At 70.7% G+C, this 26,912-nt stretch carries 26 protein-coding genes and 3 tRNA genes; 18 read left to right on the top strand and 11 right to left on the bottom strand.

The window, feature by feature from the left end:
* Positions 1 to 11: 11 nt before the first annotated feature.
* From dnaN to aroQ, 12 genes are all read left to right on the top strand, one after another.
* Positions 12 to 1,154 (top strand): DNA polymerase III subunit beta, encoded by a 1,143-nt coding sequence (gene dnaN, locus ACYVJ0_RS03670; RefSeq protein WP_449852966.1) that lies wholly within the window; start codon positions 12 to 14, stop codon positions 1,152 to 1,154.
* Positions 1,155 to 1,204: 50 nt separating this feature from the next.
* Positions 1,205 to 2,389: a DNA replication/repair protein RecF gene (recF, locus tag ACYVJ0_RS03665; RefSeq protein WP_460816066.1), complete on the top strand. Its 1,185-nt coding sequence runs from the start codon at positions 1,205 to 1,207 to the stop codon at positions 2,387 to 2,389.
* Positions 2,382 to 2,876 (top strand): DciA family protein, encoded by a 495-nt coding sequence (locus tag ACYVJ0_RS03660; protein WP_460816065.1) that lies wholly within the window; start codon positions 2,382 to 2,384, stop codon positions 2,874 to 2,876. Before recF ends, ACYVJ0_RS03660 begins: the two co-directional genes overlap by 8 nt.
* A gap of 153 nt (positions 2,877 to 3,029) precedes the next feature.
* A complete protein-coding gene (gene gyrB, locus ACYVJ0_RS03655; protein WP_449852969.1) occupies positions 3,030 to 5,078 on the top strand; it encodes a DNA topoisomerase (ATP-hydrolyzing) subunit B in 2,049 nt (682 codons plus the stop codon).
* Positions 5,079 to 5,119: 41 nt separating this feature from the next.
* Positions 5,120 to 7,681 (top strand): DNA gyrase subunit A, encoded by a 2,562-nt coding sequence (gyrA, locus tag ACYVJ0_RS03650; protein WP_460816063.1) that lies wholly within the window; start codon positions 5,120 to 5,122, stop codon positions 7,679 to 7,681.
* A complete protein-coding gene (locus ACYVJ0_RS03645) occupies positions 7,678 to 8,082 on the top strand; it encodes a DUF3566 domain-containing protein (protein WP_460816061.1) in 405 nt (134 codons plus the stop codon). The genes gyrA and ACYVJ0_RS03645 overlap by 4 nt, the downstream gene beginning before the upstream one ends.
* A 79-nt stretch (positions 8,083 to 8,161) precedes the next feature.
* Positions 8,162 to 8,238 (top strand) — tRNA-Ile (locus ACYVJ0_RS03640).
* A gap of 13 nt (positions 8,239 to 8,251) precedes the next feature.
* Positions 8,252 to 8,324 (top strand) — tRNA-Ala (locus tag ACYVJ0_RS03635).
* 418 nt (positions 8,325 to 8,742) lie between these two features.
* Positions 8,743 to 9,519, top strand: coding sequence for a TSUP family transporter (locus ACYVJ0_RS03630; protein WP_460816059.1), 777 nt, complete (start codon positions 8,743 to 8,745; stop codon positions 9,517 to 9,519).
* Between the two features lie 45 nt (positions 9,520 to 9,564).
* Positions 9,565 to 10,626: an L-cysteine desulfhydrase Cds1 gene (cds1, locus tag ACYVJ0_RS03625; RefSeq protein WP_460816057.1), complete on the top strand. Its 1,062-nt coding sequence runs from the start codon at positions 9,565 to 9,567 to the stop codon at positions 10,624 to 10,626.
* A gap of 23 nt (positions 10,627 to 10,649) precedes the next feature.
* Positions 10,650 to 11,072, top strand: a complete 423-nt coding sequence (locus tag ACYVJ0_RS03620; RefSeq protein ID WP_449852974.1) for an NUDIX hydrolase — start codon at positions 10,650 to 10,652, stop codon at positions 11,070 to 11,072.
* 32 nt (positions 11,073 to 11,104) lie between these two features.
* On the top strand, positions 11,105 to 11,545 hold the full coding sequence (aroQ, locus tag ACYVJ0_RS03615; protein ID WP_460816055.1) for a type II 3-dehydroquinate dehydratase: 441 nt from the start codon (positions 11,105 to 11,107) through the stop codon (positions 11,543 to 11,545).
* Positions 11,546 to 11,636: 91 nt separating this feature from the next.
* Here the strand turns inward: aroQ and ACYVJ0_RS03610 are convergent, their stop codons facing one another.
* Together ACYVJ0_RS03610 and ACYVJ0_RS03605 are read right to left on the bottom strand one after the other, a co-directional pair.
* Positions 11,637 to 12,128 carry an aminoacyl-tRNA deacylase gene (locus ACYVJ0_RS03610; protein WP_460816054.1) on the bottom strand — a complete coding sequence of 164 codons (492 nt, stop codon included), beginning with the start codon at positions 12,126 to 12,128 and terminating at the stop codon, positions 11,637 to 11,639.
* Positions 12,125 to 12,640 carry a DNA helicase gene (locus ACYVJ0_RS03605; protein ID WP_460816052.1) on the bottom strand — a complete coding sequence of 172 codons (516 nt, stop codon included), beginning with the start codon at positions 12,638 to 12,640 and terminating at the stop codon, positions 12,125 to 12,127. Before ACYVJ0_RS03605 ends, ACYVJ0_RS03610 begins: the two co-directional genes overlap by 4 nt.
* A 97-nt stretch (positions 12,641 to 12,737) precedes the next feature.
* On the opposite strand from ACYVJ0_RS03605, the gene ACYVJ0_RS03600 reads away from it, so the two are divergent.
* Both ACYVJ0_RS03600 and ACYVJ0_RS03595 read left to right on the top strand, forming a co-directional pair.
* Positions 12,738 to 13,292, top strand: a complete 555-nt coding sequence (locus tag ACYVJ0_RS03600) for a peptidylprolyl isomerase (RefSeq protein ID WP_460816050.1) — start codon at positions 12,738 to 12,740, stop codon at positions 13,290 to 13,292.
* Between the two features lie 30 nt (positions 13,293 to 13,322).
* On the top strand, positions 13,323 to 14,219 hold the full coding sequence (locus ACYVJ0_RS03595) for a rhomboid family intramembrane serine protease (protein ID WP_460816049.1): 897 nt from the start codon (positions 13,323 to 13,325) through the stop codon (positions 14,217 to 14,219).
* A 269-nt stretch (positions 14,220 to 14,488) separates the two neighbouring features.
* Here ACYVJ0_RS03595 and ACYVJ0_RS03590 read toward each other — a convergent pair whose 3' ends face one another.
* The gene (locus tag ACYVJ0_RS03590) at positions 14,489 to 14,722 is read right to left on the bottom strand and encodes a cell division protein CrgA (RefSeq protein WP_460816047.1); all 234 of its coding nucleotides are present in this window, start codon (positions 14,720 to 14,722) and stop codon (positions 14,489 to 14,491) included.
* 44 nt (positions 14,723 to 14,766) lie between these two features.
* On the opposite strand from ACYVJ0_RS03590, the gene ACYVJ0_RS03585 reads away from it, so the two are divergent.
* Together ACYVJ0_RS03585 and ACYVJ0_RS03580 are read left to right on the top strand one after the other, a co-directional pair.
* The gene (locus tag ACYVJ0_RS03585) at positions 14,767 to 15,531 is read left to right on the top strand and encodes a class E sortase (protein WP_460816045.1); all 765 of its coding nucleotides are present in this window, start codon (positions 14,767 to 14,769) and stop codon (positions 15,529 to 15,531) included.
* On the top strand, positions 15,531 to 15,704 hold the full coding sequence (locus ACYVJ0_RS03580) for a hypothetical protein (RefSeq protein ID WP_449852982.1): 174 nt from the start codon (positions 15,531 to 15,533) through the stop codon (positions 15,702 to 15,704). Before ACYVJ0_RS03585 ends, ACYVJ0_RS03580 begins: the two co-directional genes overlap by 1 nt.
* A 12-nt stretch (positions 15,705 to 15,716) precedes the next feature.
* Here the strand turns inward: ACYVJ0_RS03580 and pknB are convergent, their stop codons facing one another.
* The 7 genes from pknB to ACYVJ0_RS03545 all read right to left on the bottom strand — a co-directional run bounded on the left by pknB (position 15,717) and on the right by ACYVJ0_RS03545 (position 24,741).
* Positions 15,717 to 17,411, bottom strand: coding sequence for a Stk1 family PASTA domain-containing Ser/Thr kinase (gene pknB, locus ACYVJ0_RS03575; RefSeq protein WP_460816044.1), 1,695 nt, complete (start codon positions 17,409 to 17,411; stop codon positions 15,717 to 15,719).
* A gap of 88 nt (positions 17,412 to 17,499) precedes the next feature.
* Complete coding sequence (locus ACYVJ0_RS03570) at positions 17,500 to 19,272, bottom strand: serine/threonine protein kinase (protein ID WP_460816042.1); 1,773 nt, start codon at positions 19,270 to 19,272, stop codon at positions 17,500 to 17,502.
* The gene (locus ACYVJ0_RS03565; protein WP_449852985.1) at positions 19,272 to 20,729 is read right to left on the bottom strand and encodes a peptidoglycan D,D-transpeptidase FtsI family protein; all 1,458 of its coding nucleotides are present in this window, start codon (positions 20,727 to 20,729) and stop codon (positions 19,272 to 19,274) included. The genes ACYVJ0_RS03570 and ACYVJ0_RS03565 overlap by 1 nt, the downstream gene beginning before the upstream one ends.
* Before the next feature lie 28 nt (positions 20,730 to 20,757).
* On the bottom strand, positions 20,758 to 22,134 hold the full coding sequence (locus ACYVJ0_RS03560) for an FtsW/RodA/SpoVE family cell cycle protein (protein WP_449852986.1): 1,377 nt from the start codon (positions 22,132 to 22,134) through the stop codon (positions 20,758 to 20,760).
* Positions 22,131 to 23,483, bottom strand: a complete 1,353-nt coding sequence (locus ACYVJ0_RS03555; RefSeq protein ID WP_460816041.1) for a PP2C family protein-serine/threonine phosphatase — start codon at positions 23,481 to 23,483, stop codon at positions 22,131 to 22,133. The genes ACYVJ0_RS03560 and ACYVJ0_RS03555 overlap by 4 nt, the downstream gene beginning before the upstream one ends.
* A 9-nt stretch (positions 23,484 to 23,492) precedes the next feature.
* Positions 23,493 to 24,014: an FHA domain-containing protein FhaB/FipA gene (locus tag ACYVJ0_RS03550; protein ID WP_460816039.1), complete on the bottom strand. Its 522-nt coding sequence runs from the start codon at positions 24,012 to 24,014 to the stop codon at positions 23,493 to 23,495.
* Positions 24,015 to 24,018: 4 nt separating this feature from the next.
* On the bottom strand, positions 24,019 to 24,741 hold the full coding sequence (locus tag ACYVJ0_RS03545) for an FhaA domain-containing protein (protein ID WP_460816038.1): 723 nt from the start codon (positions 24,739 to 24,741) through the stop codon (positions 24,019 to 24,021).
* Between the two features lie 176 nt (positions 24,742 to 24,917).
* Here ACYVJ0_RS03545 and ACYVJ0_RS03540 point away from each other — a divergent pair.
* Both ACYVJ0_RS03540 and ACYVJ0_RS03535 read left to right on the top strand, forming a co-directional pair.
* A tRNA-Leu gene (locus tag ACYVJ0_RS03540) sits at positions 24,918 to 25,004 on the top strand.
* 442 nt (positions 25,005 to 25,446) lie between these two features.
* The gene (locus ACYVJ0_RS03535) at positions 25,447 to 25,653 is read left to right on the top strand and encodes a cold-shock protein (RefSeq protein WP_067028170.1); all 207 of its coding nucleotides are present in this window, start codon (positions 25,447 to 25,449) and stop codon (positions 25,651 to 25,653) included.
* Positions 25,654 to 25,726: 73 nt separating this feature from the next.
* Here the strand turns inward: ACYVJ0_RS03535 and ACYVJ0_RS03530 are convergent, their stop codons facing one another.
* Entirely contained in the window at positions 25,727 to 26,905 is a 1,179-nt protein-coding gene (locus ACYVJ0_RS03530) for a MalY/PatB family protein (RefSeq protein ID WP_460816036.1), read from the bottom strand.
* Positions 26,906 to 26,912: the final 7 nt, after the last annotated feature.

Raw genomic sequence — 26,912 nt, 5'->3', positions numbered from 1 at the left:
GGGATCCACCTGTGAAGTTCCACGTGAACCGTGATGTCTTCAGCGAGGCCGTGTCGTTCGTCGTCAAGCTCCTGCCTCAGCGGAACCCTCAGCCGATCCTCGCCGGCGTGCTCATCGAGGCATCCGAGGACGGCTCGCTCGCGCTGTCGGCGTTCGACTACGAGGCGTCGGCGCGCACGACGATCGAGGCGACGGTCGACGAGCCCGGCACGATCCTGGTCCACGGCCGCCTGCTCTCGGACATCGCGAGCCGCCTGCCGAACGCGCCGATCGAGATGGTGACGGAGGAGGACGGCAACATCGCCCTCACCTGCGGCTCCGCCCGGTTCGCCCTCGCGGCGATGCCCGTCGAGGAGTACCCCGCGATCCCCGAGGTCTCCGGCGAGTCCGGTCTCGTCCCCGCCGAGGACTTCGGCACCGCGATCTCGCAGGTCGCCTTCGCCGCCTCGCGCGACGACGTCACCCCCGTGCTCACGGGCGTGCAGCTGGAGGTCACCGGCACGCAGCTCAGCCTCGTGGCGACCGACCGCTACCGCGTGGCGCTGAGCGACATCCAGTGGGACGGCAGCCAGGACGAGGCGCACGCGCTCGTGCCGGCCCGCACCCTGCAGGAGGTCGGCAAGACCTTCTCGCACGGCGGCGAGATCTCCATCGCGTTCAGCGGATCGGGCGACCGCGAGATCATCGCGTTCACGTCGGGCAACAAGACCGTCACCTCGCTGCTCATCAAGGGCAACTTCCCCCCGGTGCGCCGGCTGTTCCCGGAGCAGACCGACCACTACGCCGTGGTCAGCACCGCCGATCTCGCCGAGGCCGTGCGCCGCGTCTCGCTCGTGCTCGACCGCTCCGCGCCGCTGCGCTTCACCTTCACGACCTCGGCCGTGACGATGGACGCCTCCGGCGGCGACCAGGCGCGTGCATCCGAGTCGGTCGACGCCCACCTGCAGGGCGAGGATGTCACGCTCGGTCTGAACCCGCAGTACCTCCTCGAGGCGCTCGGCGCCGTGAAGAGCGAGTTCGCGCGCATCACGTTCACCTCGAGCGAGAACGCCAACAAGCTCAGCCCGGTGCTCATCACGAGCCAGACCTCGGTGGACCAGGCCGGCAGCGACTCGTTCAAGTACCTGCTGCAGCCGAACCTGCTGTTGCGCTGAGTCCGCCACGGCCTCGGCCCGCTGTCGGGCCCGAAAGCTAGGGTTTTCGAGTGATCATCGAGCACTTGAGCCTGAAGGACTTCCGCAACTACGCGGCGGCCGAGCTCGAGTTGCTGCCCGGCCCGAACGTGCTCGTCGGGCGCAACGGCCAGGGCAAGACGAACCTCGCCGAGGCCGTCGCCTACCTCGCCACGCTCGGCTCGCACCGGGTGTCCTCCGATGCGCCGCTGGTTCGGGAAGGGGAGGATGCGGCCTTCGTCCGCGCCCGCCTCGCCCACGGCGCCCGCCGCATCGTTCTCGAGCTGCAGATCAACCGGCAGGGATCGAACCGCGCGCGCATCGGCGGCTCGCCGTCACGCCCCGGTGAGCTGCCGCGATACGCCCAGGTCGTGCTCTTCGCGCCCGAGGACCTGCAGATCGTGCGGGGCAATCCGTCCGAGCGCCGGCGCTTCGCCGATCAGCTGCTCGTGCAGCGCACCCCGCGGCTGGCGGGCGTGCTCGCCGACTACGACCGCACGCTGCGCCAGCGCACCACGCTGCTCAAGTCGGCCAGGGCGCGGGGCATGAAGGCCGCGCAGCTGACGACCCTCGACGTGTGGGACGACAAGCTCGTCTCGCTCGGATCGGAGATCATCGACGCGCGCATCCGGCTGGCGCAGGATCTGTCAGGACCGGTCGCCGCGGCGTACGAGGGCGTAGCGGGGGCGGATCATCGCCCCGAGCTGTCGTGGACGCTCACGATCCACGGAGCCGACCCCGAGGACGGGGAGGATGCCGACGCCGGCGGCGAGGGCGAGACGGCGGCGCAGTTCCGCGCGGCGCTGGAGGCGAAGCGCCCGCTCGAGCTCGAGCGCGGGCTCACGCTCGTCGGCCCCCACCGCGACGACCTGCTGCTGCGGCTGCGCGGCCTGCCCGTGAAGGGGTACGCGTCGCACGGCGAGAGCTGGTCGGCCGCGCTGTCGCTGCGGCTCGCCTCGGCCGAGCTGCTGCGGGCCGAGTCGCCGGGCGGCGATCCGATCCTCATCCTCGACGACGTCTTCGCCGAGCTCGATGCCGACCGGCGCGCGCGCCTGGCGGGGGTCGTCGCCGGCTACGAGCAGGTCATCGTCACGGCCGCCGTCTCGGCCGATGTGCCGGAGCCCCTGCGCGCCAACGCCGTGCGGATCGAGCACGGGCGCATCCTCGGCGCGCTCGCCGACCATCCCCTCACCGCCGGGGAGGACCGCGATGAGTGAGCCGACCCCCGAGGTGCCCGAGACGCTCGCCACCTACCTGCGGCTGCGCGGGCTCGAGCCGTCGAAGTACGCCAAGCGCCGCCGGCGACGCCGGCCCGCGGAGGGCGACGAGAACCTGCCGTTCACGCCGGGACGCGATCCGAAGCCGGTGGGCGACGCGCTCGACGCGCTGTCCAAGCAGCACGGCTGGTCGGGCCAGCTCGCGCGCGAGGACCTCGTGCGGCGATGGGAGGAGGTGGCCGGCGCCGAGACGGCCCAGCACTCGACCCCGACCTCGCTCGTCGACGGCACCCTCACGATCCAGTGCGACTCGACGGCGTGGGCCAAGAACCTGCAGTTCATGCGCTCGCACATCCTGACCCAGATCACGACCCGCTTCCCGGACGCCGCCGTGGAGCACGTGCGCTTCGTGGGCCCCGATGCGCCGACCTGGAAGTGGGGCCCGCGCACCGTCCCCGGCCGCGGCCCCCGCGATACGTACGGCTGAGCCGTCGGCAGGGCCCGCAATACCCCCGACCACGATCGGCGTCCTGCCCCCGCTCCCGTTATGGCCTCTGCGGGCCTGTCTGCGGCTGTTGAGAACCGATTCCCGGCTAGGATGGAGGTGCCCATACCCACGGAATGCGGAGCGCGCCCCCATATGACGACGGACACCCCTCAGAGCGAGCCCGAGAACACCGCTGCCGCCGGGGGTGATGCGTCCCAGGGGAACTACGGCGCCGACAACATCCAGGTGCTGGAAGGCCTCGAGGCCGTGCGCAAGCGCCCCGGCATGTACATCGGCTCGACCGGCCCCCGCGGCCTGCACCACCTGGTGTACGAGATCGTCGACAACTCGGTGGACGAGGCCCTCGCCGGCTACTGCGACACGATCGAGGTCACGATCCTCGAGGACGGCGGCATCCGGGTCGTCGACAACGGCCGCGGCATCCCGGTCGCCGAGCACAAGACCGAGAAGAAGTCGACGCTCGAGGTCGTGCTCACGGTGCTGCACGCGGGCGGCAAGTTCGGCGGCGGCGGATACGCCGTCTCGGGCGGCCTGCACGGCGTCGGATCGTCCGTCGTGAACGCGCTCTCGACGCGCCTCGACGCGGTCGTCAAGCGCGACGGCTACGAGTGGCGCCAGTCCTTCGCGAACGGCGGCGCGCCGCTCGGCCCCGTGGAACAGGGCGAGCCGACCGACGAGACCGGCACGACGATCACGTTCTGGCCGGACCCCGAGATCTTCACCGAGACGATCGACTTCGACTACGAGACCCTGCGCACGCGGTTCCAGCAGACGGCGTTCCTGAACAAGGGCCTGCGGATCGACTTCAAGGACGAGCGCCCGGCCGCCATGGAGGAGGACGAGCTCGAGGACGGCTCGCCCGAGCTCGTGCAGCGTCACGACACCTTCCTCTACGAGCGCGGCCTCGTCGACTACGTCGAGTACCTGTGCAAGGTGCGCAAGGCCGAGCGCGTGCACGAGGAGGTCATCGACTTCTCGAGCGAGACGGCGAACACCGAGCGGAACATCTCGCTCGAGGTCGCCATGCAGTGGACCACCTCGTACAGCGAGAACGTGTTCACCTACGCGAACATGATCAACACGCACGAGGGCGGCACGCACGAGGAGGGCTTCCGCGCCGCGCTGACCACCCTCGTGAACCGGTACGCGCGCGCGAACAACCTGCTCAAGGAGAAGGAGGACAACCTCACGGGAGAGGACGTCCGCGAGGGCCTCATGGCCGTCATCTCCGTCAAGCTCAGCGAGCCGCAGTTCGAGGGTCAGACCAAGACGAAGCTCGGCAACACCGAGGTCAAGGCCTTCGTGCAGCGCGTGGTGAACGAGGAGCTCGGCGCCTGGTTCGAGCGCAACCCGCAGCAGGCCAAGAACATCATCCGCAAGGCGATCGACGCCGCCACGGCGCGCCTGGCCGCCCGCAAGGCGCGCGAGACCGCGCGCCGCAAGAGCGTGTTCGAGTCGGCCGCGATGCCCGACAAGCTCAAGGACTGCACGAGCAAGGACCCGTCGATCTCCGAGATCTTCCTCGTCGAGGGAGACTCCGCCGGCGGATCGGCTGTCGGCGGCCGCGATCCGCGCACCCAGGCGATCCTGGCCCTGCGCGGCAAGATCCTGAACGTCGAGCGCGCTCGCATCGACAAGGCCCTCGGCAACCGCGAGGTGCAGGCGATGATCCAGGCCTTCGGCACGGGCATCGGGCCGGAGTTCGACATCGAGAAGGCGCGCTATCACAAGATCGTGCTGATGACCGATGCCGACGTCGACGGCCAGCACATCACGACGCTGCTGCTCACGCTGCTGTTCCGGTACATGCGCGGCCTCATCGACGCCGGCTACGTCTACCTCGCGATGCCGCCGCTGTACCGCCTGAAGTGGTCGAACGCGCCGCACGAGTACGTGTACTCGGACCGCGAGCGCGACGCGCTGCTGAAGGAGGGCCTCGCGAACGGCAAGCGCCTGCCCAAGGACGCCGGCCTGCAGCGGTACAAGGGTCTCGGCGAGATGAACGACAGCGAGCTGTGGGAGACGACGATGGATCCCGAGACGCGCACGCTGCGTCAGGTCACCATCGACGACGCGGCCGCGGCCGACGAGATCTTCTCCGTGCTGATGGGCGAGGACGTCGAGTCCCGCCGCAGCTTCATCCAGCGCAACGCGAAGGACGTCCGGTTCCTCGACATCTGAGTCGACACGGACAGCGGAACCAGACGTAGGGAAAGACGGACATGGCAGACGAAGAGCGCCCCGACATCAACGCGGATCACAACCACGGCCGCATCGACCAGGTCGATCTGCAGTCGGAGATGCAGCGCAGCTACCTCGACTACGCGATGAGCGTGATCATCGGGCGCGCGCTGCCCGATGTGCGCGACGGCCTCAAGCCCGTGCACCGTCGCGTGATCTACGCGATGTACGACGGCGGCTTCCGGCCCGACAAGTCGTTCTCGAAGTGCACGCGCGTCGTCGGCGAGGTGATGGGTCAGTACCACCCGCACGGCGACAGCGCGATCTACGACACCCTCGTCCGCCTCGTCCAGCCGTGGTCGATGCGCTACCCGCTCGCGCTCGGTCAGGGCAACTTCGGCTCGCCGGGCAACCAGGGCGCGGCGGCCCCGCGTTACACCGAGACGAAGATGGCTCCGCTCGCGCTCGAGATGGTGCGCGACATCGAAGAGGAGACCGTCGACTTCGAGGACAACTACGACGGCCAGACCCAGGAGCCGTCCGTCCTGCCGGCGCGGTTCCCGAACCTGCTCGTGAACGGCTCGGTCGGCATCGCCGTCGGCATGGCGACCAACATCCCGCCGCACAACCTGCGCGAGGTGGCCGCCGGCGCCCTGTGGGTGCTCGACAACCCGCAGCTGCCGCGCGAGGAGCTGCTCGCCGGTCTCATCCAGCGCATCCCGGGACCCGACTTCCCGACCGGCGCGCAGATCCTCGGGAACAAGGGCATCCACGAGGCGTACCGCACCGGCCGCGGATCGATCACGATGCGCGCGGTCGTCGAGATCGAGGAGATCCAGGGCCGCACCTGCCTCGTCATCACCGAGCTGCCGTACCAGGTCAACCCCGACAACCTCGCCGTGAAGATCGGCGAGCTCGCCCGCGAGGGCCGTGTGACGGGCATCGCCGACATCCGCGACGAGAGCTCGAGCCGCACCGGTCAGCGCCTGGTCGTCGTGCTCAAGCGCGACGCCGTGGCGAAGGTCGTGCTGAACAACCTCTACAAGCACACCTCGCTGCAGGAGAACTTCGGCGCGAACATGCTCGCGATCGTCGACGGCGTGCCCCGCACGCTGCCGCTCGACGCGTTCATCACGCTGTGGATCACCCACCAGCTCGACGTGATCGTGCGCCGCACGCACTTCCGCCTGCGCAAGGCCGAGGAGCGCATGCACATCCTGCGCGGCTACCTCAAGGCGCTCGACGCGCTCGACGAGGTCATCGCGCTCATCCGCCGCTCGCCCACGGTCGACGACGCCCGCACAGGCCTGAAGTCGCTGCTCGACATCGACGACCTGCAGGCCGACGCGATCCTCGCGATGCAGCTGCGCCGCCTCGCGGCGCTCGAGCGGCAGAAGATCGTCGACGAGGCGCAGGAGCTCGAGGCGCAGATCGCGGACTTCAAGGCGATCATCGCCGACGAGATGCGCCAGCGCGACATCATCAAGACCGAGCTCACGGCGATCGTCGACCGCTTCGGCGACGAGCGTCGCACGCAGATCCTCCCCGGCTTCGACGGCGACGTGTCGATCGAGGACCTCATCGCGGAGGAGGAGATGGTCGTCACGATCACCCGCGACGGCTACATCAAGCGCACGCGCAGCGACAACTACCGCTCGCAGCGCCGCGGCGGCAAGGGCGTGCGCGGGGCGCAGCTGCGGGCCGACGACGTCGTGGAGCACTTCTTCGTGACGACGACGCACCACTGGCTGCTGTTCTTCACGACCAAGGGCCGGGTCTACCGCATCAAGGCGTACGAGGTGCCCGAGGCCGGCCGCGACGCCAAGGGCCTGCACGTGGCGAACCTGCTCGCGCTGCAGCCCGAGGAGCAGATCGCGCAGGTCATCGAGCTGCGCGAGTACGACGCCGCCGAGTACCTCGTGCTCGCCACCCGCTCGGGTCTCGTGAAGAAGTCGCGCCTGGCCGACTACGACTCGAACCGCCAGGGGGGCATCATCGCCATCAACCTCCGCGAGGGCGACGAGCTCGTCTCGGCGATGCTCGTGAACCAGGACGACGACATCCTGCTGCTCAGCCGAAAGGGCATGTCGCTGCGGTTCTCGGCCACCGACGAGGCGCTGCGCCCGATGGGCCGCTCGACGAGCGGCGTGAAGGGCATGTCGTTCCGGGCCGACGACGACCTCCTCACGGCGGGCGTCGCCCGGCCGGGCACGTTCGTGTTCGTCGTGACCGACGGCGGCTACGCCAAGCGCACCTCGATCGACGAGTACCGCGTGCAGGGCCGCGGCGGACTGGGCATCAAGGCGCTCAAGCTGAACGACGAGCGGGGAACCCTCGCGGGCGGCCTGATCGTCGACGAGGAGGACGAGGTGCTCGTGGTCCTCGCCAAGGGCAAGGTGGTACGCTCGGCCGTTGCCGAGGTCCCCGCGAAGGGCCGAGACACGATGGGCGTGCTGTTCGCACGGCCCGACAAGGACGACCGGATCCTGGCCATCGCGCGCAACAGCGAGCGGGGACTGGGTGACGACGGCGAGGCCGAAGAGGTCGCCGACGACGAAGAGAGCACCGCTCCCAAGACCCCCGAAGAGAGCACCGACGCATGACGACCGTAGCCGACAAGCTCGCCAAGAAGTCCTCGCGCAAGCCCAAGGCCAAGCAGGTGCGCCTGCGCCTGGTCTACATCGACTTCTGGTCGGCCATCAAGATGTCGTTCCTGGCGGCGGTCGCCGTCGCGATCGTCACCCTCGTGTCGTTCCTGCTGAGCTACCTCGTGGTCGAGACCACCGGCCTCATCGCGCAGCTCGACGAGTTCTTCGTCAGCTTCACCGACGGCAGCATCTCGATCGCCGCGGTCATCGGCCTGCCCCAGGTGATGGCCTTCGCGGTCGTCATCGCCATCCTGAACCTCATCATCGTCACGGTGCTGGGCGCGGTACTGGCGGGCATCTACAACCTCGCGGTGAAGATCACGGGCGGCCTGCTCGTGGGCTTCACCTCGAACTGACCGGGCGCTCGCGCCGATTCGCGGGAACGCGAGCCATCGAGTAAACTCTTGAAGGTTGACGGCGCGAGCCGGTCACAACGGGGCTATAGCTCAGGCGGTTAGAGCGCTTCACTGATAATGAAGAGGTCCCAGGTTCAAGTCCTGGTAGCCCCACCACGTACCTCTTCTCGGGGCCTTAGCTCAGTTGGTAGAGCGCCTGCTTTGCAAGCAGGATGTCAGGAGTTCGAATCTCCTAGGCTCCACAACCAGCAGAGCGCCGTCCCGAAGGGGCGGCGCTCTGCTGCATATCGGGCCGGTTCACTTGCCGTTGCGCTCGGCCTCCGCCAGCTCGGGGTCCAGCATGTGAAGCCTTCCCAGCGGCATGGCCTTCCCCTGCTCCGCGAGTTCTGCGCTCATGAACCCCCGGTCCACCAGGATGTCCAGGATGCGAGCGCGGATCGCGAGCAGACGGGCGGACCTTGGCGCCTGCGGACTCGGTCATCGCTCGGCTCCCGCCGACGCAGCGCCGGCATTCGACGGTCTGGCGCCGATGCGGGGAGGGGCGGCGGTGGCGACTCAGGGCATGGACCCAGTATCTCGAACACGGGTTCACCCGGACGACGATCGCGGGCGGCAGCCGACCCGTGCGGCGGGGGTGCGGCGCGGACGTAGGATCGTCTGGTGCCCGATCTGGATCTGCTGACGCTGATCCTGCTGATCCTCGCCGGGTTCGCCGCCGGCTGGGTCGACGCGGTGGTCGGGGGCGGCGGGCTCATCCAGCTGCCCGCGCTCATGCTCGTGCCGGGCATCTCCCCGCTGCAGGCCCTCGCGACGAACAAGCTCGCGAGCATCATGGGCACGTCGGTGGCGGCGGTCACGTATGCGCGTCGCCTCAAGCCGGATCCGCGAACGGCCGCGCCGCTCGCGATCACGGCGCTGGCGGGCGCGATCCTCGGCGCGATGCTGGCCACCTTCATCCCGGACGACGCCTTCACGCCGATCATCCTCGTCGTGCTCATCGGCGTGGGCGCGTTCACCGTCCTGAAGCCCAAGATGGGCGTGCACACCGTGCAGCGCTGGCACGGGTGGCGCCACATCGTCGCGGCCATGGCGATCGGCCTCGGGATCGGGCTCTACGACGGCGCCCTCGGGCCGGGCACGGGATCGTTCTTCGTCATCCTGCTCGTGAGCGTGCTCGGCTACGCCTTCATGCCGGCCTCGGCGCTCGGCAAGATCGCCAACTTCTGCACCAACCTGGGCGCGCTCGTGTTCTTCATCCCCGCCGGTCACGTGCTCTGGCCGCTGGGGCTCGCGGTGGGCGCCGCGAACCTCGCGGGCGGCTACCTCGGCGCGCGCATGGCCATGTCGAAGGGGTCGCGCTTCGTGCGTGTGGTCTTCATCGTCGTCGTCGGGGCGCTCATCGTGAAGCTGTCGTGGGACCTGATCTCCGGCGCCTGATCCGGCCGGGACGCCCCGGCACCCGGGGATGAGAGGATCGGACGCATGCGCGACGCATGGGTGGACGAGGCGATCCGGCTGCTCGAGGCCGACGCGAACCGCAGCGCCGACACGCACCTGCACGTGTTCCCGCTGCCGGCCGAGTGGGGCATCGATCTCTACCTGAAGGACGAATCGGTCCACCCCACCGGCTCGCTCAAGCACCGCCTGGCGCGCTCGCTCATCCTGTACGGCCTCGTCAACGGGCGGATCGGCCCGCGGACCACGCTCGTCGAGGCGTCGAGCGGATCGACGGCAGTGTCGGAGGCCTACTTCGCCCGCATGCTCGGCCTGGACTTCGTCGCCGTGATGCCGCGCACGACGAGCCCCGAGAAGATCGAGCTGATCGAGCACTACGGCGGCCGCTGCCACTTCGTCGACGTGCCGAGCGCGATGTACACCGAGGCCGAGCGCCTCGCGGCCGAGTGCGGCGGGCACTACCTCGACCAGTTCACCTACGCCGAGCGGGCCACCGACTGGCGCGGCAACAACAACATCGCCGAGAGCGTCTTCCAGCAGCTCTCGGCCGAGCGCTACCCGGTGCCGACGTGGATCGTCGTGGGCGCCGGCACGGGCGGCACGAGCGCGACCTTCGGGCGCTACGTGCGCTACCGCCGCCACCCGACGAGGGTCGCCGTCGTCGACCCCGAGAACTCCGCGTTCTACGGCGGATGGCAGACCGGGGCGAGCGACCACGCCACGGGCCTGCCGAGCCGCATCGAGGGGATCGGGCGGCCGCGCGTGGAGCCCTCGTTCGTCCCCAGCGTGATCGACGAGATGATCCGGGTGCCCGACGCCGCCTCGCTCGCCGCGATCCGCCTGCTGCGCGAGCGCACGCGGCGCTGGGCGGGCGGATCCACCGGCACCAACCTGTGGGGCGCGTTCGAGCTCATCGCGCGCATGCGGCGCGCGGGGGAGCGCGGCAGCGTCGTGACGCTCATCTGCGACGCCGGCGACCGCTACGCCCACACGTACTACGACGACGACTGGGTCGCGGCGCAGGGCTTCGACCTCGCGCCGCACCGGGCGCGGATGGACCGGTTCCTCGAGACGGGCGACTGGTCCTGACGCCGGATCGGTAATGTGGGCGGATGGACCTGCGTGTCGCCGCCTACGCCGTCGTCACCGATGACGCCGGCCGCGTGCTGCTCTCCCGATGGATCGACGGATCCAAGCCTGCCTGGACGATGCCGGGCGGCGGCATGGAGCCCGGCGAGCACCCCGAGGAGACCGTGCGACGCGAGGTCCGCGAGGAGACGGGCTACGAGGTCGAGGTCGGCAACCTGCTGGGGGTCGATTCGCACGTGATCCCCGCGCGGCGGCGGATCCACGGCGACGCGCCGCTGCAGGCGCTGCGGATCGTGTACCGCGCCCGCATCGTGGGCGGCCATCTCGCCCACGAGATCGACGGGTCCACCGACATGGCCGAGTGGTTCCCCCTCGACGCGGTGCGCGGGCTGGAGCGGACCTCGCTCGTCGGGTACGGCCTGCGCGTAGCCGGGCTCGGGCACTGAGGGCCCCGCCGGCCAGCCGATACGCTGAAGCGATGAACAGCCGCCTGCTCCTCGTCAACGGCCCCAGCCTCAACCTGCTCGGCACGCGCGAGCCGGAGGTCTACGGCACCGCGACGCTCGACGACGTCGTGGCGCTGACGACGCGCACGGCCGGCGAGCTGGGGTTCGAGGTGCGCGCCGTGCAGAGCAACCACGAGGGCGTGCTGATCGACGCGATCCACGCCGCGCGCGCCGACTGCGACGCGATCGTCATCAACCCCGGGGCCTTCACCCACACGTCCGTCGCGCTGCGCGACGCCCTCACGGGGGTGGCGCTGCCGTTCGCCGAGGTGCACCTGTCGAACGTGCACGCGCGCGAGCCGTTCCGCCACCACTCCTACCTGTCGGACGTGGCCTCGTGCGTGATCGTGGGCGCCGGCATCCAGGGCTACGAGTTCGCGGTGCGCCGCCTGGCCGCGGTCGTCACCGCCTGATCCACGCGCGAGACAGCAACTGTGCGCCGAGACAGTGGCGTCTGCACGCGGTCTCGGCGCGCGGATGCTGTCTCGCTGAGGGACGGCGAGGTCAGGCGCGGAGCTCGTCGATCGGGTCGGTGATGTCGGCGACCGTTGCGCCGTAGGCATCGAGCAGGGCGTCGGCGTCGACGTACATGGTCCAGCCGTGGGCGCCGGCGCCCATCGACACGCGCTTGCCGCGCATCCGCTCGTCGGCGTACACGGGCCAGGCGGTCGTCGAGCCGAGGGGCACGATCGTGCCGCGCTCGTACCCGGTGGCCCGCAGCGCGAGCTCGGGCTCGGGCAGGCGCAGGCGGTTCACGCCGAGGAGCGCGCGCAGCTTGGGCCAGGAGATGGCGCGGTCGCCGGGCACGAGAGCGAAGTAGTACTCGTCGCCCTTGCCCTTGACGACGAGCGTCTTGACGATGTCGCCGGGGGTGATGCCGCGCAGCGCGGCCGCCTCCTCGAGCGATGCGGCGCGCGGGCTCTCGACCACCTCGATCTCGAGCCCGCGCTCGGCCGCCGCGGCGCGCACGCGCGCCGTCGGATCGTCGTGGGTCACGCGTCGGGCGCGGACAGCGGGTCGTCGGCGACCCAGAGCTCGTCGTCGGCGCGCAGGGTCTGCCAGGCGGCGACGAGGATGCCGATCGCGGCGGCGGCGCCGAGCACGAGCGCGATGACCGGGCCCGCGCTCTTCTTCTTCGGCACGACCACGGGCTTGCCGGTCAGCTTGAGGCGCGTCTCGTTCGCCGCGTCCCAGGCGCCCATCGCCTTGCCCACGACGGAGCCGACGACCGGCACGACCTTCGAGTCCACCACGCGCTTGGTCGTGGTCATGCCCTGCTCGACATACGGGCGGGCCTTCTGGACGTACGGGTCGACGACCTCGTGGTACTTCGCCTGCGCGGCGGGCACGACCTTCTGGCGGCCGAACACGCTGGCCTGGCGCCCCGCTTCGCGCGCGACGTGCGCGGCCCGCTGCGCCAGCACCTGCTGGTCCTCCCACAGCTCCGCTGCCGTCTTCTGGAGCCTGCGAAGCTCCTTCTTCTGCTTCCTGCTGGGGCTGATGCTCACGGTCGCCCTCCATCTGCGTGGCGGTCTGGTTTCCCTCATCTTGCCATGCGGGCGCCGCGTCGGCAGAGGCTTCACGGAACTCTGAGAGAATGGCATCATGCCCCAGCACACCGCCGTCGCGACCATCCACACCAACCACGGCGACATCGTCGTCAACCTCTTCGGCGATCACGCGCCCAAGACGGTCCAGAACTTCATCGGCCTGTCCGACGGATCCGGTGAGTGGACCGATCCGCGCACGGGCGCCAAGGGCGAGGGCCCGCTGTACAAGGACGTCATCTTCCACCGCATCATCCCCGGCTTCATGATCCAGGGCGGCGACCCGCTCGGGCTGGGCTCAGGCGGCCCCGGCTACGCGTTCGACGACGAGATCCACCCGGAGCTGGCCTTCACCGAGCCCTACCTGCTCGCGATGGCGAACGCGGGCAAGCGCCCGAACGCGTTCGGCAAGCTGTCGGGCACGAACGGCTCGCAGTTCTTCATCACGACCGACCCGACGCCGTGGCTGACCGGCAAGCACACGATCTTCGGCGCCGTCGCCGACGAGGACTCCAAGCGGGTCGTCGACGCGATCGCCGCCGTGCCGACCGGCGCGCAGGACCGCCCGACCTCGGACGTCGTCATCTCGTCGATCGACATCGCCGCGGTCTGACCGGGCAGCGGCGGGCGTGAGGACCCTCGGATGACGACGCCGGACTTCGCGCGCAACCGCGACAACTTCTGCTACCTGCACCCCGGTCGGCAGAGCTTCGTGCTATGCCAGCGGTGCGCGCGCACCATCTGCGGTGAGTGCCAGACGCCCGCCGCCGTCGGCGTCATCTGCCCCGAGTGCCTCGCCGAGCAGCGCCGAGCCCACACGCCCGCGCAGAAGCGCGCCCGCCGCCGCTGGGGCCGCGGCGGCTCGGCGGTCGCGGCGTCGACCGGCGGCGACACCCGCGGCATGATGTGGATCTTCATCCTCACCGCCGTCGCGTTCCTCGTCGACTGGGCGGGGCGCACGGTGGGGTTCGCGCTGAGCCAATGGCTCGACTTCGCGGCGCCGTTGGTGTACCCGCAGTCCGGCTACTTCCAGCCGTGGCGCGTCGTGACCGTCGCGCTCACGCACGCGAGCTTCATGCACGTCTTCCTCAACATGCTGTCGCTGTGGATGATCGGGCGGGTGCTCGAGCCGATGCTCGGGACGGCGCGCTTCGTGACGACGTACGTGCTGTGCGCCGCGGGCGGCTCGGCGGCGGTGGCGCTGCTGTCGTTCGACACGCCCGTGGTCGGGGCGTCCGGCGCGGTGTTCGGCCTGTTCGGCGCGCTCATCGTGATCGCCCGCCACATCGGCGCGAACATGACGGGCATGCTCATCGTGCTGGGCATCAACCTCGTGCTCGGCTTCATCCCGGGGGCGGGCATCTCGTGGCAGTCGCACGTGGGCGGCCTGCTCGTCGGCGCGCTCATCGGGCTCGTCTTCACCCGCACGCGGCGGGCCGACCAGCAGGTGCGCCAGCGCGTGCTGCTCGGCGTCATCGCGGCGGGCATCGTCGCGGTCTTCTTCGTGCCCCCGCTGCTCGGATTCCCCGTCCTCACCTGACGCCGCTCGGAGCCGATCGACCCGTTGTCCACCGGCTCCTCCACGGGCTGTCCACGGATCGGCGGAGTTCTCCCCGGAGTTATCCACAGATTCCTCCACACTGGGGAGAACTACACCCGTGTCATTCGTCCTGGCGGGCGGTTGCCGCGGCGCGCGCTCTCCACAGGTCTTCCCACAGCTGTGGGAAGAATCACAACGGTGTGATTCGCCGGTCGTCTGCCGAGGAACGAGAGAACCCCGCCTCGGGGGCGGGGTTCTGTCGGCCGGCGTCAGCGCCAGCGTGTGGTCATGAGTAAGCCGATGAAGGCGATCCCGAAGCCGATGAGCAGGTTCAGGGCGCCGATGTCGGGGATCGGGTAGGCCTGGCTCGAGAGGTAGAACACGAGGATCCACACCAGCCCGAGCAGCATGAACCCGATCATCACCGGCTTGAACCAGACCGGATTCGGGCCGGGCTCGCCGACGGGGCGCTCGGGGGTCTCGTCGTCGCTCTTGCGTGCCATGCGGAAAGTCTACTGGGCCGGGGCGCCATCCCTAGACTGGGCACGTGAGCACCGTGGCAGAGCCACTCCGCGCGCCGCGCCCTCCGCGCCGCGTCTCGGTGACGGGCGTGCTCGGCGAGCTCCTGCTGACGGCCGGCGTCGTGCTGCTGCTGTACGTGGTGTGGCAGCTGTGGATCGGCGATGTCATCTACGGCGCCGAGCGCAACGCGCAGGGCGCCGAGCTCGCGCAGGAATGGGAGGCGGGCGACCCGCCGGCGCCGCCGCCGGTCGTCGCCGATCCCGACACGGGCGCGCCGGTGTTCGCGCCCCCGGCGCTGCCCGAGCCGGCCGATGGCGAGCGGTTCGGAGTGATGCACGTGCCGCGCTGGGGGGACGACTACCTCATGCCGATGGCGGGCGGCGTGACGCGGCCCGTCACGCTCGACCCGATCGGCATCGGGCACTACCCGGGAACGGAGATGCCGGGGCAGATCGGCAACTTCGCGCTGGCGGGCCACCGCACCACGTTCGGCAAGCCCTTCGCCGACATCGCATCGCTGCGTGTGGGCGATGCGATCGTCGTGGAGACGGAGGAGGGGTGGTTCACCTACCGGTTCCGCACGCTCGAGTACGTGCGCCCCGACGAGGTGGACGTGCTGCTGGACGTGCCGCAGGCCCCGGAGGCACCGGCGGACGAGGCGTACATCACGCTGACGGCGTGCTCGCCGCGGTACTCGCTCGCGGAGCGGATCATCGCCTACGGGGTGTTCGAGTCGTTCCAGCCGCGCGCCGAGGGCGAGCCGGCCTCGCTCACCGAGGCGGTCGCCTGATGTACGGCGCACTGTGGCGCGTGCTGCCCGGGCCGTGGTGGGTGCGGGTGCTCATCCTGCTCGTGCTCGCGGCGCTCGCGCTGTACGGGCTGTTCTTCCACATCTTCCCGTGGGTCGCCGCGACGTTCGTGCCGGACGACGGCGTCATCGACGCCCTCTCGTTCGCGACGTGATCCGAGGCCGGCTCACTCGCCCGTGCAGTAGAACAGCTGCACGGCCGAGTGGATGTCGACCTCGCCGGGGGCCGGCTGCTGGCGGCTGACCTGCGGATCGTCCGCCGATCCCGGGCATCCCGGATCCCCCACCGGCTCCGGCGTCAGCCCCAGCTGCTCGAGATCGCGGCTGGCCGCATCGAGGGTGAACCCGCTGTAGTCCACGATCGCCACGCGACCGGTCGCCACCACGAGCGAGACGCGCGTGCCGACGGCGAGCTCGTCGCCCTCGTCCGCATCCGCCTCGAGCACGGTGCCGGCGGCGGCCTGCGGGTCGTTGCGCGGCGTGATCGTGCCGACCGACAGTCCGGCCTCCTCCAGCGCGGCGCGCGCCTCCGCTTCGCTCGTGCCGACCAGCGCGGGCACGGCGGCGAGCTCCTGGCCGTCCGACACGACCACGTCGATCCGCTGCCCGGGCGCCACAGACTCGCCCGCTTCGGGATCGGTGCGGATGACCACGCCCTCCGGGACGGTCTCGCTCGGCTCCTCGGTGCGGATGGGCTCGAGATCGAGCGCCTCGAGATCCTCGATCGCCCGATCGGCGGCGAGGCCCGCGACCTCGGGCACGACCCGCGCGCCCGCCGGCACCGCCGGGATGGGCCGGATGGCGAGCACCCAGATGAGCACGGAGATCAGCAGCACGGCCAGGAGCGCGACGCCGGCCCAGATCCACGCCACCGGCGGCCCGGACTGCGTGCGCGTCATCGTGGTGTCGGTGCTGAGCTGGCGCAGCGAGCGGGCCGTCTCCTGCGCCTGGCGGGGGTTGGGGCCGTACAGCGTGTTCGTGAGCGACGTGATGGCGCGCTTGGACGGCTCGCGGCCGCTGGATGCCTCCGCGAGCGCGGCGCGGAAGGAGGCGGCGTCGGGGTAGCGCTGATACGGATCCTTCGCGAGGGCGCGCAGCACGATGGCATCGAGCGCGCGCGGGGCGTCGGGATTGTGCTCTGACGGCTTGACCGGCGTCTCGCTGACGTGCTGATACGCGACGGCGACGGGGGACTCGCCCCGGAACGGCGGCCTTCCGGCGACGAGCTCGTAGAGCACCACGCCGGCGGAGTAGAGGTCGGCGCGCGCGTCGACGGGCTCGCCCTTGGCCTGCTCGGGCGAGAAGTAGGCGGCCGTGCCCAGGATCTGCGTGGTCTCGGCGACCGTCGAGGAGCTGTCGGAGACGGCCCTGGCGATGCCGAAGTCCATCACCTTGACCTGACCGGCCGGCGTCACCATGACGTTCGCGGGCTTGATGTCGCGGTGGATCACGCCGGCCCGATGCGAGTACTCGAGCGCCTCGAGGATGCCGTCGACGTAGCGGGCCGCGTCGGCGGGCGGCACGGGGCCGCGGGCGATGATGTCGCGCAGCAGCGTGCCCTGCACCAGCTCCATGACGATGTACGGCGTGTGGAAGGTGCGCGAGCCCTCGGTCTCGACCTCCTCGCCCGCGTCGAACACGCGCACGATCGAGGGGTGCGCCATGCGCGACGCGGCCTGCGCCTCGAGCCGGAACCGCGTGCGGAAGGTGCTGTCGGAGGCGAGATCCCGCTTCAGGATCTTGATGGCGACCGCCCTGTCGAGCGTCTCGTCGTACCCGCGGTGCACCCGGGCCATCCCGCCCTCGCCGATCAGCTCCTCGACGCGATAGCGCCCGGCGAGGACGCGGGTCTCAGACGGCACAGATGACTCCCGGGGTCGGTGATCAGTTCAGAATATCCGAGGCCCCTCCCGCCGAGCCGAGAGGCCCGTGGGAGAGGCGCGGGGGCGATCAGCCCTGACCCTGCTCGCCTCCCGCCTCGGGGCTCGTGGTCGGGGTCGGCGCGGGCTCGGGCTGCTCGGCGCCGCTGACCACCTGGCTTCCCGACGGCGACGCGGGCGACTCGCGGTCGCCGCAGAGGGCCGTGTAGCTCGCCGAGACCGACGACGCGGCGGGGCCCGTCACGTTGATCTGCGCCTGCGTCACGTCGGCGCCGAACATGCGCGACGTCGACCCGTCGTCGACGAACGTGGCGCCCTGGTGCAGCGTCACGGCGTAGCCCGTGAGCGACCCGGCGCCGCTCGGGCACTGGTAGTAGTCCCAGTACACGGTGCTCTGAGTGCCCGTGGTGACGGTCTCCGGGAAGCGGGGACCGCTGCCCGGCGCCGGGATCGCGACCATGTCGCCGTAGACGGTGAGCGTGATGGTGCTGCCCTCCGGCACTACGCCGCGCGGGTCGACGCTGTAGATGCGGCCGACCTCGTCCTGGGTGGCCGCGGCGTTGCCCGTGGGGCAGTTCACCTGGAAGTCGCCCTCGGCGCCCAGCAGCGAGGTCGCCTCGTCGCACGTGCGGCCGTTCAGCTGCAGCGCGTCGATGTCGACCCCCGTGGGAGTCGGGGTCGAGGTGGTGCGTGTGGGGGTGGGGCGCGGGGCGCTGCTGCTGGGGGTCGACGGATCGGCCGAGGGCTCGTCGTCCTGGTTGGCGAACAGCGCGATGAGCGTTCCGACCACCGCGATCAGCAGCAGCGCGATGAGCGCGACGAGCGGCCACGTCCAGGGGCTGCGCTTCTTCTTCTGCGGCGTCTCCTCGACGACCTCCTCGTCGGTGGCGACGGGCAGCGGCGAGGTCGCGGGGATCAGCTGCGTGGTGCCGTCGCCGGCGGTGCCCAGCAGCTGCGTGAAGCCCTCGTCGGCCAGGGCGCCGGCGGTCGCGATGGCCGGCACGGCGGCCGCGGCGGCCGCCACGTCGCCGCGGCGCAGGGCGGTGCAGGCGCGCGAGACGGCGGCGGCCGAGGCCGGACGGTCCTCCGGCTTCTTCGCGATCATCGTCATCACGAGGTTCTGCACCGGCTGCGGGATGTCGGCGGGCAGCGGCGGCGGCGCGTCGTTGATCTGCGCCATCGCGATGGCCACCTGCGACTCGCCCGTGAAGGGGCGCTTCCCGGCCAGCGACTCGTACGCCACGATGCCGAGCGAGTAGATGTCGGTGGCGGGGCTGGCCTGGTGGCCCGAGGCCTGCTCGGGCGAGAGGTATTGCACGGTGCCCATCACCTGGCCGGTCGCCGTCAGCGGCACCTGGTCGGCGATGCGGGCGATGCCGAAGTCGGTGATCTTCACGCGCCCGTCGGGGGTGATGAGCAGGTTGCCCGGTTTGATGTCGCGGTGCACGAGGCCCGCGGCGTGCGCGGCCTGCAGCGCGGCGGCGGTCTGGCCGACGATGTCGAGCGTGCGCTCGGGCGGCAGCGACGTCTCGCGCTCGAGGATGGTCGAGAGCGCCTCGCCCGGCACGAGCTCCATGACGAGGAACGCCGATCCGGCCTCCTCGCCGTAGTCGAAGACGCTCGCGATGCCCTCGTGGTTCACGAGCGCCGCGTGGCGGGCCTCGGCGCGGAAGCGCTCGAGGAAGCCGGGGTCGCCCATGTACTCGTCCTTGAGGATCTTGATGGCGACGGTCCGTCCGATGACGTGATCCGTGGCCTCCCAGACCTCGCCCATGCCGCCGATCGCGATCCGCGAGCTGAGCTCGTAGCGTCCGCCGAACGTCACTCCCTGCGTTGGCCTCATCAGTCCAGCACCGCCTCCATGACCTTCTTCGCGATGGGTGCCGCGATCGTGTTACCCATGCCCGACTGACCCTGGCCACCGCCGGCCTCCACGACGACGGCGACCGCGACCTGCGGATCGTCCGCCGGCGCGAATCCGGTGAACCAGAGGGAGTAGGGATCGTCCCCGTCGTTCTCGGCCGTGCCCGTCTTCCCGGCCACCTCGACGCCGTCTATTCTTGCATTCGACGCGGCCCCGTCCGAGACATTCCGGACCATCATGTCCACCAGGGCATCCGCGATCTCCGGGTCCATCGCCTCGCCGAACACCGTCGGGTCCCAGCTCTGCTGCACCGACAGGTCGTCGCCGACCACCTGATCGACCATCCAGGGGTTCATCACGACGCCGCCGTTGGCGATGCCCGCCGAGACGAGCGCCATCTGCAGGGGCGTGGCGATGAGCGGCCCCTGCCCGAATCCCGTGAGGCCGGTCTGGTCGTCGCTGAGCGCGCTCGTCGGGTAGACCGACGGCGTCGCCGGCAGCGGCAGCAGGAATTCGTGGTTGAAGCCGAACCGCTCCGCCTGCTGGCGGATCGCCTCGTCGCCGAGCTCGATCGCGAGCTCGGCCATCGGGATGTTGCAGCTGAGCCGCAGCGCGTCGGCGAGCGTGACCGTCTCGCCGGGCCCGCACGCCCCGCCGCCGGCGTTGCGGATGGACGTGGACGTGCCGGGCAGCGTGAAGGAGGTGGGGTTCGGGAACGTGGAGTCGGCCGTGTACTCGCCCGACTCGAGCGCCGCCGCCGCGACCACGAGCTTGAACGTGGAGCCGGGGGGATTGAGGTTGCCGCCGATGGCGCGGTTCTGGAGCGGGTCGCCCGGGTCGTCGACGAGGGCCTGGAAGGTGGCGTTCACGGCCTGCGAGTCGTGGCCCGCCAGCTGGTTGGCGTCGTAGCTCGGGGTGCTCACCATGGCCAGCACGCGCCCGGTGGCGGGCTCGATCGCGAGGATGCCGCCCTGCAGGTCGCCGAGCGCCTCGTACGCCGCGCGCTGCACGTCGGGGTCGAGGCTCAGCTCCACGGACGAGCCGCGGGGGTCCTGGCCCGACAGGATCTGCTCGAGGCGCGAGAAGAAGGCGGAATCGGCGTTGCCCGCCAGCTCCTGGCTCATCGCCTCCTCGATGCCTCGCGCGGACTGGAGCACCGGGTTGATGTAGCCCGTGACCGGCGCCCACATGGGCGAGTCGACGTACTGGCGCTGCCACGCGTACAGGTCGCCGCTCGGCACCGAGGTGGCGATGCGCTGGCCGCCCGCCACGATCGCCCCGCGCTGCACCTCGTAGCTGTCGTACAGCGTGCGGCGGTTGTTCGGGTGGTCGTTGAGGGCGCCCACGTACACGAACTGCACCGCGCTCGTCGAGGCGAACAGCGCGATGAACATGAGGATCACGATGGTCGTGAGCCTGCGCAGCTCCTTGGTCATCGGAGGGAACCTCCTCGGGTCCGGATCGTCATCCGATCACCGCCCTCGGCTGCTGGCGCACCGCATCGCTGATGCGCAGCACGAGCGCCACGATGATCCAGTTCGCCACGAGCGACGATCCGCCCGCCGCGAGGAACGGCGTGGTCAGGCCCGTCAGCGGCAGCAGGCGCGTGACGCCGCCGACCATGACGAACACCTGCAGCGCGAGGGTGAACGACAGCGCCGTCGCCAGCAGCTTGCCGAAGTCGTCCTGCCCGGCCACGCCGATCCGCAGGCCGCGCCCGACGAAGACGAGGTAGAGCGAGAGGATCGCGAAGATGCCGACGAGCCCGAGCTCCTCGCCGAGCGAGGGCAGGATGTAGTCGCTCTGCGACACGGGCGTGATGTACGGCCGTCCCTGCCCGAGCCCGGTGCCGAACAGGCCGCCGTGCGCGAGGCCGAAGATGCCCTGCACGAGCTGGAAGCTGCCGCCCGGCCTGTCGTATACCTCCGGGTCGAACGCGTCGAGCCAGTTCGTGAAGCGCCAGCCGACGTACTCCAGGGTGAAGGCCGCGGCGATGGCGCCGCCGAGCGCGAGGAGCACGCCGATGAGCATCCACCCGGTCTTGCCCGTGGCCACGTAGAGCGTCGCGACGAACATGCCGAACACGAGCAGCCCCGTGCCGAGGTCGCGCTGGAACACGATGATGGCGAGCGAGACGAGCCAGATCACGAGGATCGGGCCGAACTCGCGGGCGCGCGGGAACGTGAAGCCCAGGAACTTCCGCCCCGTCGTGGCGAGGCTCTCGCGCGTGCGGACGAGGTAGCCGGCGAAGAAGATCGCGAGGCAGATCTTGGCGATCTCGCCCGGCTGGAAGTTGAAGCCCGCGATCTGGATCCACACCTGCGCGTTGCCGCCGCCGTTGAGGAACGGGATGAACGGCAGCAGCAGCAGGACGATGCCCGCCAGGCCGAAGAGGTACGTGTACCGGAACAGGATGCGGTAGTTGCCGAGCAGCCACACGACCGCGCCGGCCAGCAGGATCGACACCGCCGCGTACGCGATCTGGCTGCTGCCCGCCGTGGGGCTCGTGCCGTCGGCGCCCGAGAGCCCGATCCGATAGATCTCGGCGATGCCGAGGCCGGTGAGCAGGAACGCGATCGGCAACACGAGCGGGTCGGCGTCGGGTGCGCGCATGCGCAGGACCACGTGCAGGGCCAGCGCGAGCGCGCCCAGCAGCCCCGAGAGCACGAGCTCGGTCGTCGACAGCTCGCCGAGGGCGCCGAACTGCACGAGCACCATGGCGCCCGTGGACAGGACGATGGCGAACAGCAGCAGGAGCAGCTCGCGGTTGCGGCGCGGTGCGGGCGTGCGCACGCGGCGCAGGGCCTTGAGGACCGCGGTGTCGGCGGCGACGTCGGTCATCCCTCACCTCCGTCGGGCGTCTGGGTGGGCTCGTCGGTGGGCACGGGGTTCGGGATGGTGGGCACCGCGGTGCTCGACGAGGGCGACGGCGTGGGGGTGGCCTCCTCGTCCTCGGCGGGGAGGTTGGCCTCGAGGCGGTCGACGATCTCCTCCGCGTGCGCGAGCGAGCGCGCGGTGATCGTGCGCTCCACCGCCGCGCGGTTGGCGTCGGTCAGCTCGTCGAGCGGGATCTCGGTGTCCTCGTACGGCCGGGCGAGGGTGATCGGTCCGAGGTTCGCCTGCACGCCCTGGTAGACGACCACGGTGTCCTCGTCGGCGCCCACGAAGTAGCGGGTCTGCGTCCAGCTGTAGAAGCCGGCGAATCCGGCGGCGAGGATGCCGACCAGCAGCACGATCGCGACGATCGCGCCGATGCGGCGCCGCCGCGCGCGCCGACGGTCCTCGGCGATGAGCTCCTCGAGGTAGTCCGAGTCCGGCTCGAAGTGGCTGGGCTCGTTCGCCGCCTGGCTGCGGGGATGCAGCCAGCCGGTCGGCAGACCGGATCGCGTGGCGGCGGGCAGGCTGACGCCCTGGGGATTGGAGGCCGAGCCCACGACCGACGGCGCGGCGAGGAAGGTGGGGTGCTGGCCGCCCACGTCGACGATGACGATCGTGACGTTGTCGGGCGCGCCGCCGTCGAGCGTCTGGCGCAGCAGCGCGTCGGCCGTGCGCCCCGGCGCCTCGTCGCGCCGCAGCACCTTGGCGATGTGCTGCTCGTCCACCACGCCCGACAGGCCGTCGGAGCACAGCACCCACCGGTCGCCCGGTCGGGTCTGCATGATGAAGGTGTCGATCTCGGGATTCGCGTCCATGTCGCCGAGTACGCGCATCAGCACGGATCGGCGGGGGTGGTACCGCGCCTCCTCCGGCGTGATGCGGCCCGAGTCGACCAGGCGCTGGACGAACGTGTGGTCGTTCGTGATCTGCGTCAGCTCGCCGTCGCGCCACAGGTAGATGCGCGAGTCGCCGATGTGCGCGATGACGGCCCACTCGTCGACCATCGCGATCGCGCTCACCGTGGTGCCGAGGCCGGCCAGCTCGGGCCGGCGGGTGACGAGCTGGATGAGATCGCCCGCCGTGTCGGCGATCGTGTCGCGCAGTTCGGCCTCGGCCTCCTGCGGGGTCTCGAACGCGCGGTCGAGGGCCTGCAGCCGGTTCACGGCCACGCTCGAGGCGACGTCGCCGCCCGCGTGCCCGCCCATCCCGTCGGCGACGACGAACAGGTTGGACCCGGCGTACCCGGAGTCCTGGTTGTTCGTTCGCACCTTTCCCGTGTGGGAGATGGCGGCGCTCGAGCCCTCGAAGACCATGCGTTCGGGTTACTTCCGCAGCTCGAACGTCGTGGCGCCGACCTTGATGGGGGCGCCGGCCTGCACCGGCACGGGGGACGAGGGCTGCACGCGCTCGCCGTCGTGCAGGGTGCCGTTCGTCGAGTCGAGATCCTGGATCATCCACTGGTCGCCCCACAGCACGAGGCGCGCGTGGTGGCTGGAGGTGTAGTCGTCGCGGATGACGAGGCCGGCCTCCGAGGAGCGGCCGATCGTCAGCGGCTCGGTGCCGAGGGGCAGCTCGAGGCCCGCCTTCGGGCCGGACGTGATGACGATCCGGTTCACCGTGGAGGTCGTCGCCGGCCCGCTCGATCCGACCGCCGGGCTGGGCGTCGGGGGAGTGGAGGGCGCCTTCGCGGCGGCCGGCCGCGGCGCGCTCGCCGCGGACTCCGGCAGACGCCGCACGCGGCCCCCGAACAGGTCGGCACGCAGCGCGAACACGACCGACAGCACGAACAGCCACATCAGCAGCAGGAAGCCGCCGCGCAGGATCAGCAGGGTCAGATCGGTCACGTCTTCAGCTCTCCTGGGCGTCGAACAGGCGCGTGGCGCTCGTGCCGGGCGCGCTCCGCGGCGCCGACTGCGGCACGACGCGGAACACGATATCGGTGCGGCCGATGCGCACGACCGATCCGGACGTCAGCGGCGCCTGCTTCGTGGCGCGCCCGTCGACCTTCGAGCCGTTCGTCGATCCGAGATCCCGCATCATCGCGTTCCGCCCGTCCCACAGGATCTCGACGTGCTTGCGGCTCGTGCCCGTGTCGGCGATCGTGATGTCGGCGTCGCTGCCGCGGCCGATCACCGTGCGCGCCCCGCGCAGCGGGTGGCGCCGCCCGCCGATCTCGACCACGGGCTGCCACGAGACGTCGCCCTCCGCCGAGCGGGAGTCGACCGCGATCGTTCCGGTGGAGACCTGCTCGTCGGCGCGGATCGCGATGCGCACGGCGCCGGCGAAGCTGTACCCCTGCGAGGCCGCGTGCTTGCGCACCATCTCGTCGAGCTCGGTGTGCAGCGCCGAGCCGAGGCGCGCCATGCGCTCCTCGTCGGTGGGATTCAGCCGCGCCGTCAGCTCGTTCGGCACGAGGATGCGGTCGCGGCTGACCACGGCGGCCTTCGTGTCGAGCTCGCGGCGCAGCGCGGAGGCGATTTCGACGGGCTGAATGCCGCTGCGGAAGGTCTTCGCGAACGCACCGTTCACGGCGCGTTCGAGACCCTTCTCGAAGCTGTCCAGCAGTCCCATGTGGCTCCTCCGCGGGGCGTATCGGTTGCGGCCATCGTAGCCAGGGCATCTGTATGGACGGTGGCGGGGCCTTTCGCGACACGCGCCGGGGTCCTCGCACGGCACCCCGGCCGGTTCGTGACGGCCCCGTGCGCCGTGATATCCTCGCTTGGTTGAGTGCGGTCGCAGGCCGCCTCGCGCGAGTGGCGGAATAGGTAGACGCGCTGGCTTCAGGTGCCAGTGTCCTTACGGACGTGGGGGTTCAAGTCCCCCCTCGCGCACCACGCAGATGGATGGCCCCTGGTCGCGACGGATGTCGCTTCCCAGGGGCCATCTGCGTTTGTCTGTGCGGGGGGCGACCCCACCGCCCCCGATGCGGCGCTTCGCGACGCCGGGGGCGGTGGGGTGACGGGCCGGGGCGAGCGATCGGGTGCGCGTTCGGGGCGCCGCTTGCTCCTGGTGACGGCCGCCTGGGACGCTTCACGCGGTGAGCTCGGGGGACTGCCCGGGGAGGGTGGGTACGTGTCCGCCGTTTGGGGGACACGTGGCGTAACATATTGCCCGACGTCCTCTCTCGGTCGTCCGGCCCTCACTGTTTCCCCCCAACGGTGAGGGCTGTTTCCTTTCTTTACGCCGTTCCCCTATCGCTCACAGCCGCGAGACGCTAGCGTGAGCATTGGTCGTCGACAACACTACGGCGGCCGAATTTCTATAGAACGGCAGTAAATGAGCACGCAGGGCACCGTCAAGTGGTTCAACTCGGAGAAGGGCTTCGGCTTCATCTCTCCCGATGAGGGCGGCTCCGACGTCTTCGCGCACTACACCGCAATCGAGTCGTCGGGCTACCGCTCGCTGGAAGAGAACCAGCGCGTGGAGTTCGAGATCGCCCAGGGCCCCAAGGGTCTTCAGGCGGAGAACATCCGGCCGCTGTAGTCCGGATCACCGACAAGCCCCATCCGCTCAGGCGGGTGGGGCTTTCGTCTTGCCCCCGCGCGGGCGAGGCGGATCAGCGGGCGCGCAGCGCCGCACCCATTGCGGCGATCGCCTGCTCCAGCAGGGGGCGCGGCATGGCGATGTTGAACCGGATGGCCGTCTCCGCCCCGGCGCCGCACATCGCGCCGTCGGTCGTGACGACGCCCGCGTGCTCGCGGAAGAATTCGGCCGGCGATCCCTCGAGGCCGAGGGCGGCGCATTCGAGCCACGCCAGGTACGTTCCCTCCGGCGGCGTGTAGACCACGCCGGGCAGGTGCTCGGCGACGAGGTCGGCCAGCAGTCGGCGGTTGCCGTCGAGGTACGACACCACGCCGTCGAGCCAGGCGCCGCCGGCGGAGTAGGCCGCGGTGTTCGCGATCACGCCGAGATTCGCCGCGCCGTGACCGAACGACTGCCCGTGCTCCTGCCAGTAGGCGCGATCCGCGTCGTTGGAGAGGATGAGCTGCGCGCACTTGAGCCCGGGCAGGTTCCAGGCCTTCGACGCCGACGTCGCCGTGATGGTGTGACCGGCGTTGACCGCGTTGACCGAGGCGTAGGGCACGTGCGGCGCGTCGTAGACGAGCGGCGCGTGGATCTCGTCCGAGAACACGCGACCGCCGTGGCGGGCGACGACCTCGCCGATGGCGGCCATCTCGTCGCGGCGCAGCACGCGCCCGATCGGGTTGTGCGGGTTGCAGAGCACGAGCAGCCCGCCGCCATCCGCGAAGGCGGCGTCGAGGGCGTCGAGGTCGTACTCCCAGCCGTCGGCGGTGCGGATCATCGGCACCTGGAGGATCCGCCGGCCGTGGGCGAGCGGCACGGTGAGGAACGGCATGTACGCCGGCGTGGGCAGGACGACCGCGGAGCCCGGGGCGCTGAAGTGCTCGATCGCGAGCTCGAGCGCCGCGATGACGTCGGGCATCGGCTTGACGTCGGCGGGGTCGACGGCCCACCCGTAGCGCGTCGCCGACCACGTGGCGAACGCCTCGCCGAGCCGCGTCGCGAACGCGGGAGGCAGGTAGCCGAACGCACCGGCGTCGACGGCGGCGTGCAGCGCCTCGGTGACGACCGGCGCGGTGCCGAAGTCCATCTCCGCCACCCATGCCGCGATCGTGTCGGGGAACAGCGTCCACTTGATCGACCCCGCGGCGCGGAGCTGCCCGGCGGTGACCGCGTCGAACACCGCGGCCATGTCGGGTGCGGGCTGTGTCATGCGTGCC

The organism is Microbacterium petrolearium (assembly GCF_054782875.1).
The sequence above is the reverse complement of the archived record's forward strand: the minus strand, read 5'-3'. Positions and strand labels throughout refer to the sequence as shown.